Here is a 14,147-nt window from a genome sequence, read left to right as displayed (position 1 = left end):
ACTCGACTAAACAGGCATTTAGCGTAGTTATAAAATTCATCCCTTCAACGCTCAGTTCGGATCCAGCAACCCGCCGCTCCAATTGCGTGAAACACGGCTACCGGTGAATTTGGCCACTACCGCGCCTTGTGGGATCAGGCGATCGCGATAACGCGTGACCATGCGCCCGGTTTGTTCGGCCAACAAGACGACTTGCGAAGACGGATCTCCCGGCCGGCGCAGGATTCGAGCAAACCGCTGGCCTTGCTCAACGACATCGCCCAGCTCTTTTTCAAAGATCAGTACGCCCGATTGTGGCGCGAGAATGGTCTCCATCTGCGCCATGTCCCTGATCTCGACAGGCCATTCGGCCAGTGCGGTCACTTCGTCGATAATTCCGTAGCCACACAGCCAGGCGTACAGGCCATCGGCGTCTTGCGTGGCGTACCGGTCGTTGACGTCGCCCTGCCCTCGCAGCTCCAGGGTAGCGGCCATGCGACCTTGCGTCGTACCTTCGCGCAACCACGGAGCGATGATGGTTTCTTCGAATGAGCCATCGCCGCCATTGTCCCAGATGATTGCCACGTCCATCTTCATCGCTGTCGCCAGTTCGTGACCTCGGGGCCAGAAACTGCGATGCACGTAGAGATAGGGAAGTGCTTCGTCATCGGTATGCAGATCAAGCATCACGTCTGCCGACGCGGCCAGTTCTACCAGTTTCTTTTGCCATTGCTGGACATTCGTAGCCGGTTGTTCCATCGCGGCTGATTGATCGAAGCCCCGGTTGAAATTATGGCCGGTAGCATCGTGAAAGCGCCCCAGAATCCGACCTTGGCGAAACTGGCCGATGCCCAGGGGATTGGCCTGTGGAACCACGGTCACGCTGCCCTTCAGTCGGCCCTCGGCCTCGGCCACTGCAAGTCGTTGCATCAAGACGTGCAAGACCAGCATTCCGGCAATTTCATCGGCATGCACCCCAGCCTGCAAGTGCACCTTCGGCCCCGAATTGGCGCCCTCGAAACGCCAAGCGCCGACCTGCACCGCGTCACCATTGTTGTTAAGAACGCTGAATGAAACGTCCTGCGCCATGCCCTTCCCCTCTGTCATGAACGTAATTTTTCAGCCTGGTCAACAGGCTCCAGTTCTGTCGTTGCTGGATAAAGGGGTTGCGACACGGAGCATTCAGCACCGACGACGTCCTGTGAGGGATGCCGGCCGAAAATCATCGCCAGGGTGCCACTGACCGCGATCAAACCGGCGCCGATCATCAACGACACATCCATCAGCGTGCCCCAGATCAGGCTCGACAGCAGGAACGCCCAGATCAATCCCGTGTACTCGAAGGGTGCCAATACCGTCGCGGTGGCGCGCTGGAAACTGGCGAACAGCAGGAACTGGCCGATGCCGCCCAACAGGCCCGCTCCCAGCATGCCTAGCCAGGCCGGGGTCGGCGCTGGCGTATGGGTCCAGGGCAATGCCACCGCCATGCAAATGACGAACACCACGTTGGTGATCAGCATCTGCTCCAGCACCGAGGTCTGGTCATCCACCTGGCGCAGCTGGATATAGGTGAATGCCCAGCACATCGCCGCCAACAGCGTCAGAGCAATCGGCAGCGGATCGGCCAGATTGTTGGGGCGACAAGCAATCACCACGCCGACAAAACCGATGAGCAAGGTAAACCACTGCCAACCGCTGACGCGTTCCTTGAGTATCGTAGTCGCCAGCACCGTGACCATGATCGGCGCCGAAAAATACAACGTGGTCATTTCCGCGAGCGTCAGGTCCCGGGCTGCCGTGTAATACAGCAGCCACGCAGCGATCGACAGCAACCCGCGCACGACCAGCAAGCGGCGACTGGACGACTGCCACGCACGGCGCACCAGCGACAAACGCCCGATCAGCAAGCACGCAACCGCAACCACCAAGGCTCGCCAGAACAAAATGCTGACCACCGAATAGTCGGCCACCAGCCACTTGATGCCGGCGTCCTGCAACGACAGGAACGCGTAGCCCAAGGTGCACAGGCCGATGCCTTGCAGCGAGCGGTCAACCAACGGTTTGTTCATCATGCGGACCTGCGTACCGGCGTTCCCCGGCGCTCGAAAAAGGCAAACAAGGCTTCGATCAGGAACGTCAGACAGACGTAGACACCGGCCACCAGCAACAACGGTTCGTAGACTTGCAGGGTTTGCGCCCGAACCACGTTGGCCGCACCCAGCAAATCGATGACCGCGATGGTCGAGGCCAGCGCCGTGGACTTGAGCAGCATCACGGTTTCCCCGGCCAGGGTCGGCAACAGCAAACGCAAGGCCCGCGGCAGCCGCACGCGCAACAGTGCCTGGCGAGCCGTCATGCCAAACGCCGAGGCTGCTTCCATCTCACCCTTCGGGACGGCCAACAGACCGCCGCGGATCACTTCGCCGACATAGGCGCCAACCGACACCACCAGGGCAAACACGATGTACCAGTAACCATCGCGCAGGTACGGCCAGAGAAAACTGCCGCGAATCAGCGGGAACTGCGCAAACAGGCTGCCGAGTCCGTAGTAGAAGATGTAAATCTGAATCAGCAGCGGCGTGCCGCGGGTCACGCTGGTGTAAAACAGGCTGACCCTGGCGATCACTGTGTTCTTCGAGATTCGCGCCAGCGCTACCAAAATCGCCAGCAAGAAACCCAGCACACTGGCAATCAACAGAATCATGAGGGTCGTTTGCAGCCCCCTGATCAACAGCGATGCGTATTCAACTGTCCACGCTGGAATCATTTCATTTACTCAGCCGGTTTAGTCAACAAGAGGCATCCAGCGACGAATACGCCGCTCCAACCGTCCCGACAGGTAGTTCGACACCAGCGTCACCGCGTAATACAACGCCGCGGCCGTGAGGTAGAACAACAGATAGTGACGCGTCGAACCCGCCGCTTGCTTGGCGGTGTACAGCAACTCGTTGGTGCCGACCACGCTGATCAGGGCGCTGTCCTTGATCAGGTTGATCCACAGGTTGGCCATCCCCGCCATTGCGTAAGGGGCCATGATTGGCAACGTGACACGCCGGAACAGGCCAAAACCGTGCAAGCCGAAGGCTTTGCCTGCTTCGATCTGGCCATAGGGAATCGCCTGGATCGCCGCACGGAAAATCTCCGAGGCGTAGGCACCCTGCACCAGTCCCAGCACCACGATCGCCGCCAACGGGCCGCTGACATTGACCACCTCGTAACCCAGCGAGGTCATCAGCGAGTTGAGCAGCATCGAACCCATGTAGTACAGCAACAGAATCAGCAACAGCTCCGGCACCGCGCGGAACAATGTGGTGTAACCGCGAGCCAGTGCTGCAATCGGTTTCGGCGCACCCAACTTGAGGCAGGCCACCAGCAAGCCGATCCCCAGCCCGAGCACGAATGCTCCGGCCGAGATCTGCAGGGTCATCCAGAGCCCCTTGAGCAGCGCCCCGCCCCACCCTTGCTCGCTGAAATTGATCAAATCGAACATTGCAGGCATTTCAGTCTCCCGTAACAACCGTGAACGTACCGCATAGCCTTTGTGGGAGCTGGCTTGCCAGCGAAGGCGGTACGTCAGGCACACCGCGTCGCGTCAATCGCCGGCAAGCCAGCTCCCACAGGGTTCTATATGCGCCCGGTTGGTCAGAACGTCGGCTTCACGCTTGTACCGAAGTAGCGCTGGGACAAGTCGTCATAGTCCTTGCTCGCCAGCAACTCCTGGATCGCCTTGTCGAGTTTGCTCTTGAGGTCGGTGTCGTCCTTGCGCAGACCGGCGCCCACGCCTTTGCCGAAGATCGGGTCGTATGGCACCGCGCCGAGGTAGGCCAGGTCTTTGGCATCCGGGGTCTTGACGAAAGCAGCCATGGCCGTGCCGTCGGCCATCATCAGGTCGATGCGGCCAGCGAGCAGGTCGGCGTTCACCGAGTCCTGGGTGTCGTAGTACTTCACATCGGCAATTTTTTCGTAGTAGGTCTTCAGGTAGCTCGCACTGACTGTCGAGTTCTGCACGCCGATGGTTTTTCCTTTGAGGTCATCCGGGTACTTTTTGACGACGGCGTCCTTCGGCCCCACCACCGCGACCACCGAGTCGTAATAGGCTTTGCTGAATGCGATCTGTTTTTCGCGCTCTTCGGTCACCGACATCGAGGAGAAAATCACGTCGATTTTCTTCGCCAACAACGATGGAATGATCCCGTCCCACGCCACTTCCTTGATCTCGCACTCGGCCTTCATTTCGCTGCACAGCTTGTGAATCAAGTCGACCTCAAAACCTTTCCATTCACCGTTGGCCTGTTTTTCGGTGTACGGCGGATAAGGTTCCGCGGCGACTGCAAAGCGAATGGGCTGTGCCTGAGCTGCGCTCATGCCGGCCAGCAATACGCAGGCGGCGCCAGTCAACCAGTGTGCAAAACGTCGATTTCCCATGGTGTTTTCCCGTCTTTTTATGTGGCGTTAGCGAGTTTGATGAGCGTTGACGAACTGCCGGCAACGCTCGCTGCGTGGGTGTACGAACACTTCGTCCGGCGAACCGGTTTCCTCGATCAGGCCTTGATGCAAGAAGGCGACTTTGGAAGAGACATCGCGTGCGAAGGCCATTTCATGGGTCACCAGGATCATGGTCCGGCCTTCTTCGGCGAGGGAGCGGATCACCCGCAGCACTTCCCCGACCAGTTCCGGGTCGAGAGCCGAGGTGGGTTCATCGAACAGCATGACCTTGGGCCGCATGGCCAGGGCCCGGGCGATGGCCACCCGTTGTTGCTGTCCCCCGGAAAGAAACGCCGGGTACTCGTTGCGCTTGGCCGCCAGCCCCACGCGTTCGAGCAAGGCTTCGGCGCGTTCGGTGGCCTCCGCTTTGCTTTCGCGCAGGACTTGGGTCGGCGCTTCGATGAGGTTCTCCAGCACCGTACGATGGGGCCAGAGGTTGAAATTCTGGAACACCATGCCCAGGCTGGACCGAATGCGCACCAGTTGCCTGGCGTCGCAAATGAGCGGCGCGCCGGGGCGGGTGTGATTGAGGTGAATGCTTTCGCCGTCCACCAGAATGCGCCCCTGGTCCGGCACTTCAAGCATGTTGATGCAACGCAGCAAGGTACTTTTGCCCGAGCCGCTGGCGCCAATCAGTGAAATCACTTCCCCTTCACGGGCGGTCAGGGACACGCCTTTGAGCACTTCGATATTGCCAAAACGCTTGTGCAGTTTTTCGACTTCGATCATGGTCCGCGCCGCAACCGGTTCGACCCTTGGCTCGGTTGCGACACTGTTGATCACCGGTCGCGGCGCTTCGCCCTTCAATACCAGGACGAAATCCCGAATGCGCTGGCAAGCCTCGGCCAGCCGCTCTTCAGCCAAAGTGAAGGACAGGCGCACAAAGCCTTGGGCCGGTTCGCCGAAAGCCGCCGCGTCCAGCACCGATACCCTCGCCTCCCGCAACAGGCGCCAGGCAAATTCCAGCGAAGTCAGGCCAGTGCCACGCACGTCCACCAGCACGAACATGCCGGCATCGGGTTTGAGCACTGAAATGCCCGGGCAATCGGACAGCCCGTTCACCACCAGATCACGGCGGCGGCGATAGATGTCGCGCATGCCGTGGGTCACTTCAGCGTGGGCCTCGACAGCCTTGAGCGCGGCTTCCATGACGAACCCCGGCAAGCCGTAGAGCATGCTCAGGACCAGGGTTTCGGCATGCGCGATCAGGGCGGGGTCGGCAACGATCCAGCCGATCCGCCAACCAGTCATGGCGTGGGATTTCGACAGGCTGCCAATGACCACGCAACGCTCGGCCATGCCCGGCAGCGCTGCCAGGCTCAGGTGCTCGCGTTCGAAAGCCAGGCTCTCGTAGACCTCATCGACGACCACCCACAGGTCATGGGCGATCGCCAGGTCTGCGATGGCTTGCAGCTCTTCGCGATTGAGCACCACGCCAGTGGGGTTGTTGGGGTTGGACAGGAAAATCGCCCGGGTTCGTGGAGTAATGGCTTTTGCCAATACGGCAGCGTCGAGACGGAAATCATCCATCGCCGAGCACGGTACCCGCACCAGGGTGGCGCCAGAAGCCTTGAGCGTCGCTTCGTAGGTCACGTACATCGGATCGAGGGCAATCACTTCGTCCCCCGCACTGAGCAGGCACATCGAGGTGACGAACAAGGCGTTCTGCGCACCGGCCACGGTGATCACATTTGCCGCCTGCACCTCGCGCCCGAACAGCTTGCCGTAGCGCGCCGCGATGGCTTCGCGCAATGCCTGACGACCGGGGATTTCGGTGTAGTGGGTGTCCCCTTCGCGCAGCGCCTGGATGGCGGCTTCGGTGATGAAATCGGGGGTTGGGAAATCCGGGTCGCCGACACTGAGAATGATCACATCCTCACCATTGCGGCGGGCTTCGAACGCCGCATTGTGAATATCCCAGGCAGCGACACCTTGACCTGAGATCCGCTCAACAAAAGGTGAAAACCGCATGCCAGTGCCTCGTTCAAATAGAAGAAACGCAAGCCCGCAACCAGCCGGGAAAGAAGGTGGAACGAACATAGACCAGGCTGAACACTCGTTCAACAGAAAAGTCGTGGTGGTTCGCGTTCAGCGTAAACAGGTCGTTTTTGCGACAGTGGTGGCGTTTTTACGCCGCGTGACGTTGAAACACAGCGGCAGTCGTCCGGGCGTCTATGCTGCTGTGATGTTCTTGGTCGGAAAACGCGTAATGCATTCAGGTACCCTCCAGCTGCTGCTGTCTGCCGTGCTTGTCCTTGGCGGTTGCGTGCGGTTGGGGCCGGACTTTCAACCGCCCGGCGAAACGTGGATCGATCACTGGAACACCCCGGCCCTTGAGCACGCCAGCCAACGTACAGTGAATCCGGACATCCGCCAGTGGTGGCAAGTGTTCGCCGACCCGGCGCTGGACCAGTTGATTGCCGAATCCGATGCGCACAACGCCAGCCTGAAGATCGCCGGGTTGCGCGTCATGGAAGCTCGCGCACAATTGGGCATTGCCCAAAGCGGTCTCTACCCGCAACTGCAGCAGGTCAGCGTTGACAGCCTTTACGTCAACCGGCGCCAGTCCGGCGGCAATAACCCGGTCGACAGCCATTTCTGGCAGCACAGCGCCGGGTTCGATGTGGGCTGGGAACTGGATTTCTGGGGCCGTTTCAGCCGCGCCATCGAGTCTTCCGATGCCAGTTACTTCGCTGCCGAAGCCAATTATGAAGATGCGCTGGTATTGCTCCGGGCTCAGGTTGCCGATACCTATTTTTCCCTGCGCACTACCGAAGCGCGTTTGCGTGTGGCTCGGGAAAACGCCCGCCAGCAACAGCGCAATTACGAGATCACGGAAAAACTGTTCATGAGTGGCCAGACGGCTGAACTCGACTTGCAACAAGCCAAGACCCAATACCTGGGCACCTTGAGCACAATCCCCGTTCTCGAGGATCAGATCGGTCGAATCCGCAACGCCCTGGCGGTGTTGATTGGTCGTCCACCCGGGGCGCTGCCGCTGATGGCCGAGAACACTGGGTTGATTCCGTTGGTGGACCGTGCGGTGCTGCAGGATGTCCCGGCCAATCTGCTGCTGCGTCGCCCCGATATACGCGCCGCAGAACTGAATGTCGCCGCCCAATCGGCACTGATCGGCGTGGCCGAAAGCGATTTCTACCCGTCGTTGACGTTGCTGGGCAGTATCGTCTGGTCCGCTGATACCTTGAGCGGGACATCCCGCAGTCTCGACCTGATTGGCGGCCCAAGCCTGCGTTGGAACGTGTTCGACTATGGCCGTATCAGCAACAACGTGCGCGTGCAGGATGCACGGTTGCAGCAATTGATCGAGGCTTACCGCGACAAAGTCCGCCAGGCCGCGCGCGAGGCCGATGATGCGGCCAATGGTCTGGTTCGCGCATTGCAGCGCGAACGCATCCTGCGTGAGGCCGAAGGCGCGGCCAAACGTTCATTGGAGCTGGCCAACGCGCTGTATCGCGAAGGCTATTCGGATTTCCAGCGCGTACTCGATGCACAGCGCGCACTGCTCGAACTCCAGGACAGTTACCTGCTCAGTCGCGGCGATGCCGTGAGCAACGTGATTGCCCTGTACAAGGCACTCGGCGGCGGTTGGTACAGCGCCCAAGCCAGAGTCGACTCCACGACACGCAAGCAGATGGAGCAACGCACGGACTGGGGCGATTTGCTGACTGATCCCTCTGCCGACCTTCCCGTATCCCCTTTGCCCGACCAGGTGAAAAACCATGAGTGAAGCCGCGCCCGTGACGCCCGACGCGCCCTCCCCGCCGCCCGCCGAACCGGCTGCCGACCCGACTGGCAAAGGCATCAAGTGGGTTTTGTTGCTGATCGTCCTGAGCCTTGCGTGGTACCTGCTGGCAGACCGATTCACGCCCTATACGCAACAGGCACGGGTCGGTGCGTTCGTGATTCCGGTGGCGGCGGAAGTCGCGGGGCGGGTAACCCGCGTCAATGTGCGCAACAACCAGGACGTCAAGGCCGGGGAAGTGATTTTCGAGATCGATCCGCAGCCGTATCAGATTGCCGTCGACCGTGCCCGCGCCGACCTCGAATCCACCCGCCGGCAGATCGGCGCCAGTACCGCCGGCATTGCTTCGGCCCAGGCCAGCTTGCGTGCGGCGCAAGCCAACGAGCTCAAGGCGCGCCAGGACAATCAGCGCTTGGAAGGGTTGTATCGAGAGGACCCGGGAACCATTTCCGTGCGTTTGCTGGAAGTTTCCCGCGCCAACCGCGAAGCGGCGGTCAGCCAGGTGGCCGCCGCCCGCGCCGAGGTCCAGCGCGCCCGTGAAACGGAGGGTGGCAGCGCGGAAGACAACGCCCTGCTGCGTAGCGCCGCGACGGCATTGTCAAAAGCTGAACTGGACCTTTCCAACACGCAGATCCGCGCCCTTTCGGCCGGTTTGATCACTGACCTGCGCACCGATGTCGGCCAATTCGCCGCAGCCGGCAACCCGGTCATGACCCTGATTGCCATCCACGATGTATGGATCAGCGCCGACATGACTGAAAACAACCTCGGCCTGGTCAAGCCCGAAACCCCGGTGTCGATTGTGCTCGATGCCCTGCCCGGTGAAGTGTTCGAGGGGCGCATACGCAGCATCGGTTACGGCGTCAGCGTTGGCCAACCCGCCGCGCCCGGCAGCCTGCCGACCGTGCAGAACAGCCGCGACTGGCTGCGTCCCGCGCAACGCTTCCCGGTGATCATCGAGTTTTCCCCTGACGCCCTGGCGAAGCTGCGTGACAACCGCGGCATCCGCGCTGGCGGCCAGGCGGAAGTCATGGCTTTTCCCTCTGAAGATAATCTGCTGAACCCGCTGGGTCGGGTGTTCCTGCGGCTGATGAGTTGGCTGTCGTATGTTTACTAGCGCACAGCGCACGCCCAGGGCTCAGCGTGCATTGCGCCTGGCCACTGGCACGTCGGTATGCCTGGCCGCCAGTTTTGGCCTGGCACTGCCGATCCCTTTTTTAGCCCCGGTGCTCTGTGCACTGCTGCTCGCTTCCGCCAATCGGCCGCTACCGTTCAAGACAGCAGTGGTATTGGCGCTGGCTGCAATGCTGACCACCGGCACCGGCCTGTTGTTGATCCCGGTACTGCGTTACTACCCCAACACCGGGGTGCTGTTGATCGGCCTGTGCCTGTTCCTGGTTTTTCGCTTCGGCTTGCGGGGCGGCAATAACCTGATCGTCACGTTTCTGGTGATTGGCCTGACCCTGATTTCCTCGGCGGGTGTTGCCGATTTTGGCCTGGCAGTCATGGTCATCACGGCCATGGTCTCGGGACTGCTTCTGGCAGTGATCGTCGGCATGTTCAGTCACTGGCTGTTCCCCGAACCGGTCAACGCACCGGCTCAGCCCCCTTCCCCAGCCCTCCCGACGAGCGAAGTGGACCGAATCGCCTTGCGCGCCACCTTGATCGTGGTTCCGGCATTCCTGCTCGCTTTGATTGATCCGGCAAGTTACCTGCCCATCGTCCTCAAGGCGGTCAACCTGGGGCAACAGAGTTCGACGACCTCGGCGCGAAACGCCGCACGCGAGCTGATCGGATCGACCCTGCTCGGGGGGCTGTTGGCCGTGATGTTCTGGTGGGCGCTCAGCCTGTTCGCCCACTTGTGGATGTTCTTCTTGTGGATGCTGTTGTTCGCCCTGATCGTCGCGCGCAAGCTCTACGGGTTGAAATCGGGCCGCTTTAGCCCGGGATTCTGGCTCAACAGCCTGCTGACCCTGATCATCCTGCTGGGCCAATCTGTTCAGGACAGCGCAGAAGGCAAGGACGTACAGACCGCATTTGCCGTGCGCATGGCGCTGTTCATCGGCGTAACGCTGTATGCGTGCTTGATGGTTCATTTACTTGAACAGCGGCAAAAACCAACCCGAGCGGATGCCGCCACTGCTCCATAGCAACCGGCGATTCTCAGGGATTGACTTGATAACCCTTGCCTTGCAGGCAACTGGTATAAGCCGTCGCCGTGTTCGCGGTGTTGGTCTTCTCCTGCGCGCGTCGCTCCTGACGCTGGCGCGAGCCACCGACCACGGCACCGGCCGCTGCGGTTTCCTTGGCGCGGTTCTGGCGGTAATCCTGTTTGGTGTCGTCATCGACGCGATCATAAAACTCGTCGTGCTGCCGCCCGCGCACCTGCGCGCCCGCAGCCCCGGCAGCCGCACCGGCCACGGCGCCCTTGACCCGACCTCCGGAGGGCGTCGATGAGGTCGACGCCGTCTGGCTGGCGGCAATGTTGTTGCACTCGGTGATATCCATTTGAGTCTGCTGCGAACTCTGGCCTTTCAACGGCGTCACCGTCTGCGCCCATCCCTGGACACTGAAAAAAGACAAGGCAACGCACAGGCCGATCGGTGACAAGCGTTTCATGTTGACCTCCGAAAGGAGTCGGGCTGGGTGAAGTAGAAACAGTGTAGTTCACCCCCCCGGCCCGCTCCTGCCCCGGACGTTGAACGGTCAGCGAGGCATCGACGGATTCAGTTGCTCGTCAACGGATAGAGCCGTTCGTCAAACTGCGCCAGTTTCGGAAACACCAGCGGCTGCTCATCATTCAAATGCTGCAACCTCTGCCCGTAATCAGCCAGAAACTGCTGGCGAGCCTCTTCGCTGATATACGGCACATGCCACGCCACGAACGGCTGCAGCACATCGAAACCCACATAAGCCAGGGTGCCGCGCAGGATCGGCCGCAACATGTCCTCCAGCGGTCCGTGAATGGCGCCATCACCGAACATGTGCTCACGCCCGCCAAGCGTCACCGTCACCAGCGCTTTCTTGCCTGCCAAACCACCCTGATCGTAGAAACGCTTGCCGCCGTAACAAATGCCCGACACCAGCACCCGGTCGATCCAGCCTTTGAGCATGGCCGGGGCGGAGAACCAGAAGATCGGGAAGTTGAGGATCAGCAGGTCGGCCCACAGCAGTTTGTCCAGCTCGGCCTGGATGTCCGGCGCCAGGGACTGGCTTTTCACGCCGAGGCGTTGTTCCAGGGCGTAGACCAGGTATTGCGGGTTTTCCCGCGACGAGAAGTCAGCGTCGCTGGCCACTGGGTTCCAGTTCATTTTGTACAGGTCGCTGACCTGCACTTCATGGCCTTGGGCTTCGAGGGTGGCCAGCGCTTGATCACGCAGGGCGGCGGTGAAGGATTTCGGCTCCGGGTGAGCGTGGACGATCAATACTTTCATGGTGGTTCCTTAGACTTTTTCCAGCGTAGGGTTTGAATTCGTGGTGCGGCTCGCCAGCAAACGGTCGAGCCAGTCCGGGTCCATTTGCGGTTCGGAAGAAAACAGTAGCCCGGTGTAGTCCTCGTGCGGCGGCGTGAAGATCTGGCTGCGCGTGCCTTGGTCGACCACCCTGCCCCGCTGCATCACCAGCACGTGATCGGCAATCGCCCGCACGGTGGCAACGTCATGGGTGATGAACAGGTAGGCGACGCCGAGCTGTTGCTGTATGCGGTTGAGCAGCTTGAGCACACCTTCGGCCACCAATTGATCGAGGGCGGACGTCACTTCATCGCAGATGATCAATTGCGGATCGGCCGCCAATGCCCTGGCAATGCAGATCCGTTGCTTCTGCCCTCCGGACAACTCCCGGGGCTGGCGCTCCATGAAGGTTGCCGGGTCCAGCTCGATCATTTCCAGCAACTCGGCGACCCGTGCGCGCATCGCTTTGCCTTTGAGCCCCAGATAAAACGTCAGGGGCCGGCCGATGATGTCGACAATGCGCTGACGTGGATTCAGTGCGGTATCCGGGATCTGATAGATCATCTGGATGCGCCGCAGTTGCTCTTTGCTGCGCTGGCGAAAGTCCGCCGGCAGTGGCTGGCCGTCATACAGCACCTCGCCATAGGTGGGCGGCAGCAAACCGGTGATCAACCGAGCCGTAGAGCTTTTGCCGCTACCGGATTCGCCGATCACCGCCAGGGTCTGGCCGCGATACAGCTGCAACGAAACGTCATGCAGCACCGGTTGATGTCCGTAACTGGCGCAACTCTTACGCAGTTCAAGCAGCGGCTGTTCCTGCTGTGGACACGCCTTGGGGTCAGTGCGGAAACTGCGCACCGCCCACAACGATTTGGTGTAGTCCTCCTGCGGGTCGCCGAGCATCTTGCGGGTCACGGCCTCTTCCACCCGTTTGCCGTGACGCAGCACCATGATGCGGTCGGCCATTTGTGCGACCACCGCAAGATCGTGGCTGATGTAGATCGCCGCGCTGCCGTAGGTCTTCACCGCATCGCGTATCGCCGCGAGCACTTCGATCTGGGTGGTGACGTCCAGCGCGGTGGTCGGTTCGTCGAAGATGATCAGGTCCGGATGGCAAGCCATGGCCATGGCGGTCATCACTCGCTGTAACTGACCGCCAGACACTTGATGCGGATAGCGCTGGCCGATGGTTTCCGGACTGGGCAGACGCAGCACGCGATACAGCTCAACGGCTTCGGCCATGGCCTGATCGCGGCTCATACCTCCGTTTGTCACGGCGGTTTCAACGTGCTGGTCAATCAGCCGATGGGCAGGATTGAACGAGGCCGCCGCACTTTGCGCTACATAAGCGATGCGCAAACCGCGCAGCTTGCGCAGGGCTTCGGGTTTGGCCTTGAGCAAGTCGATGCCGTCGAAATGCACCGAGCCGCCAGTGATCCGGCAGCCGTCACGGGTGTAGCCCATGGCCGCCAGCCCGAGGGTCGACTTGCCCGCGCCGGACTCACCGATCAGCCCCAGGACCTCGCCGCGTTGCAACGTCAGGTCGATGCCCTTGATCAGCGGATGCCACGCGTCTTCGTAGTGACCTTCGATGTGCAGGTCGCGGATTTCCAGCAATGGTTTGGACGTCGTCATGTTCAGCACTCCTTTAGGCCGCTGGACTTGTGCAGCATCCAGTCGACGACGAAGTTGACGCTGACCGTGATCAACGCCACGGCCAGGGCGGGCAGCAGCGGGCTGATGTCGCCGAAGGTGATCAGCACGGCGTTGTCGCGCACCATGCTGCCCCAGTCGGCGGTGGGCGGTTGAATGCCCAGGCCGAGGAACGACAGCGCACTGATGAACAGGAACACAAAGCAGAACCGCAAGCCGAACTCGGCAATCAGTGGTGCCGCCGCGTTCGGCAGCACTTCACGGGTCACCAGCCAGTACAGGCCTTCACCCCGCAGGCGTGCGGCTTCGACGAAGTCTTGCACCACCACGTTCATCGCCACCGCCCGTGACAGGCGAAACACCCGGGTCGCATCCAGCAGCGCAATCACCAGCACCAGCGAGGTCGCCGTGGTGCCGACCACGCTGAGGATCAGCAAGGCGAAGATCAATTGCGGAATCGCCATCAGGATATCCACGACCCGCGACAAACCCTGATCGATCCAGCCACCCTTGATCGCTGCAACCAACCCGCACGAACCACCAAGCAAGAACGCCAGCAGCGTGGTCAGGAAGGCAATGCCCAGGGTGTTGCGGGCGCCGTAGACCAGACGGCTGAACATGTCACGCCCCAGGTTATCGGTGCCCAACAGGAACTGCCCGCCCCAGGGTGCGAAGCCCTCGCCCACGACCTGGGTTTCACCGAACGGTGCAAGCAGCGGCGCGAACAACGCCACGAGGATGTACAGCACAATCACCAGCAGCCCGAATTTCGCGCTCAGCGGCGCCCGGATCAATTGTTTGAACAGGTTCATGAA

At 60.9% G+C, this 14,147-nt stretch carries 13 protein-coding genes; 3 read left to right on the top strand and 10 right to left on the bottom strand.

The genetic code is table 11. From position 1 onward, the window contains the following. Positions 1-51: 51 nt before the first annotated feature. The 6 genes from D8U18_RS20285 to D8U18_RS29240 form a co-directional block, all read right to left on the bottom strand. The gene (locus D8U18_RS20285; RefSeq protein WP_131108249.1) at positions 52-1,068 is read right to left on the bottom strand and encodes a succinylglutamate desuccinylase/aspartoacylase family protein; all 1,017 of its coding nucleotides are present in this window, start codon (positions 1,066-1,068) and stop codon (positions 52-54) included. A gap of 14 nt (positions 1,069-1,082) precedes the next feature. Further along, positions 1,083-2,048 (bottom strand): DMT family transporter, encoded by a 966-nt coding sequence (locus D8U18_RS20280; protein WP_131108248.1) that lies wholly within the window; start codon positions 2,046-2,048, stop codon positions 1,083-1,085. Next, a complete protein-coding gene (locus tag D8U18_RS20275) occupies positions 2,048-2,746 on the bottom strand; it encodes an ABC transporter permease subunit (protein ID WP_056855323.1) in 699 nt (232 codons plus the stop codon). Before D8U18_RS20275 ends, D8U18_RS20280 begins: the two co-directional genes overlap by 1 nt. An 18-nt stretch (positions 2,747-2,764) precedes the next feature. Next, positions 2,765-3,478, bottom strand: a complete 714-nt coding sequence (locus D8U18_RS20270) for an ABC transporter permease subunit (protein WP_056855322.1) — start codon at positions 3,476-3,478, stop codon at positions 2,765-2,767. A 143-nt stretch (positions 3,479-3,621) separates the two neighbouring features. Then, the gene (locus D8U18_RS20265) at positions 3,622-4,404 is read right to left on the bottom strand and encodes a transporter substrate-binding domain-containing protein (protein ID WP_130931825.1); all 783 of its coding nucleotides are present in this window, start codon (positions 4,402-4,404) and stop codon (positions 3,622-3,624) included. Between the two features lie 27 nt (positions 4,405-4,431). Further along, positions 4,432-6,435, bottom strand: a complete 2,004-nt coding sequence (locus D8U18_RS29240) for an aminotransferase class I/II-fold pyridoxal phosphate-dependent enzyme (protein ID WP_131108247.1) — start codon at positions 6,433-6,435, stop codon at positions 4,432-4,434. Positions 6,436-6,673: 238 nt separating this feature from the next. Between D8U18_RS29240 and D8U18_RS20255 the strand changes: the two genes are divergently transcribed. From D8U18_RS20255 to D8U18_RS20245, 3 genes are read left to right on the top strand one after another with little or no spacing between them, the layout of a single operon-like run. Beyond that, complete coding sequence (locus D8U18_RS20255; protein WP_131108246.1) at positions 6,674-8,212, top strand: TolC family protein; 1,539 nt, start codon at positions 6,674-6,676, stop codon at positions 8,210-8,212. Continuing rightward, positions 8,205-9,344 carry an HlyD family secretion protein gene (locus D8U18_RS20250; RefSeq protein WP_131108245.1) on the top strand — a complete coding sequence of 380 codons (1,140 nt, stop codon included), beginning with the start codon at positions 8,205-8,207 and terminating at the stop codon, positions 9,342-9,344. The genes D8U18_RS20255 and D8U18_RS20250 overlap by 8 nt, the downstream gene beginning before the upstream one ends. Further along, positions 9,334-10,377: a DUF2955 domain-containing protein gene (locus tag D8U18_RS20245; RefSeq protein ID WP_131108244.1), complete on the top strand. Its 1,044-nt coding sequence runs from the start codon at positions 9,334-9,336 to the stop codon at positions 10,375-10,377. The genes D8U18_RS20250 and D8U18_RS20245 overlap by 11 nt, the downstream gene beginning before the upstream one ends. A 13-nt stretch (positions 10,378-10,390) precedes the next feature. Here D8U18_RS20245 and D8U18_RS20240 read toward each other — a convergent pair whose 3' ends face one another. The 4 genes from D8U18_RS20240 to D8U18_RS20225 form a co-directional block, all read right to left on the bottom strand. Then, positions 10,391-10,846, bottom strand: coding sequence for a YMGG-like glycine zipper-containing protein (locus tag D8U18_RS20240; RefSeq protein ID WP_130907533.1), 456 nt, complete (start codon positions 10,844-10,846; stop codon positions 10,391-10,393). A 107-nt stretch (positions 10,847-10,953) separates the two neighbouring features. Next, complete coding sequence (locus tag D8U18_RS20235; protein ID WP_131108243.1) at positions 10,954-11,661, bottom strand: NAD(P)H-dependent oxidoreductase; 708 nt, start codon at positions 11,659-11,661, stop codon at positions 10,954-10,956. Between the two features lie 9 nt (positions 11,662-11,670). After that, complete coding sequence (locus tag D8U18_RS20230) at positions 11,671-13,314, bottom strand: ABC transporter ATP-binding protein (RefSeq protein WP_131108242.1); 1,644 nt, start codon at positions 13,312-13,314, stop codon at positions 11,671-11,673. A 2-nt stretch (positions 13,315-13,316) separates the two neighbouring features. Then, entirely contained in the window at positions 13,317-14,144 is an 828-nt protein-coding gene (locus D8U18_RS20225; protein WP_056855313.1) for an ABC transporter permease, read from the bottom strand. Positions 14,145-14,147: the final 3 nt, after the last annotated feature.

The organism is Pseudomonas sp. Sample_10 (genome assembly GCF_004321495.1).
Taxonomy (GTDB): Bacteria; Pseudomonadota; Gammaproteobacteria; order Pseudomonadales; family Pseudomonadaceae; genus Aquipseudomonas.
This window is presented reverse-complemented; position numbering and strand designations above follow the sequence as displayed.

Excerpts from the sequence above, each read along its gene's own strand:
- D8U18_RS20285 (WP_131108249.1), bottom strand. The coding sequence starts at position 1,068 with ATGGCGCAGGACGTTTCATTCAGCGTTCTTAACAACAATGGTGACGCG.
- D8U18_RS20280 (WP_131108248.1), bottom strand. The coding sequence starts at position 2,048 with ATGAACAAACCGTTGGTTGACCGCTCGCTGCAAGGCATCGGCCTGTGC.
- D8U18_RS20275 (WP_056855323.1), bottom strand. The coding sequence starts at position 2,746 with ATGATTCCAGCGTGGACAGTTGAATACGCATCGCTGTTGATCAGGGGG.
- D8U18_RS20270 (WP_056855322.1), bottom strand. The coding sequence starts at position 3,478 with ATGCCTGCAATGTTCGATTTGATCAATTTCAGCGAGCAAGGGTGGGGC.
- D8U18_RS20265 (WP_130931825.1), bottom strand. The coding sequence starts at position 4,404 with ATGGGAAATCGACGTTTTGCACACTGGTTGACTGGCGCCGCCTGCGTA.
- D8U18_RS29240 (WP_131108247.1), bottom strand. The coding sequence starts at position 6,435 with ATGCGGTTTTCACCTTTTGTTGAGCGGATCTCAGGTCAAGGTGTCGCT.
- D8U18_RS20255 (WP_131108246.1), top strand. The coding sequence starts at position 6,674 with ATGCATTCAGGTACCCTCCAGCTGCTGCTGTCTGCCGTGCTTGTCCTT.
- D8U18_RS20250 (WP_131108245.1), top strand. The coding sequence starts at position 8,205 with ATGAGTGAAGCCGCGCCCGTGACGCCCGACGCGCCCTCCCCGCCGCCC.
- D8U18_RS20245 (WP_131108244.1), top strand. The coding sequence starts at position 9,334 with ATGTTTACTAGCGCACAGCGCACGCCCAGGGCTCAGCGTGCATTGCGC.
- D8U18_RS20240 (WP_130907533.1), bottom strand. The coding sequence starts at position 10,846 with ATGAAACGCTTGTCACCGATCGGCCTGTGCGTTGCCTTGTCTTTTTTC.
- D8U18_RS20235 (WP_131108243.1), bottom strand. The coding sequence starts at position 11,661 with ATGAAAGTATTGATCGTCCACGCTCACCCGGAGCCGAAATCCTTCACC.
- D8U18_RS20230 (WP_131108242.1), bottom strand. The coding sequence starts at position 13,314 with ATGACGACGTCCAAACCATTGCTGGAAATCCGCGACCTGCACATCGAA.
- D8U18_RS20225 (WP_056855313.1), bottom strand. The coding sequence starts at position 14,144 with ATGAACCTGTTCAAACAATTGATCCGGGCGCCGCTGAGCGCGAAATTC.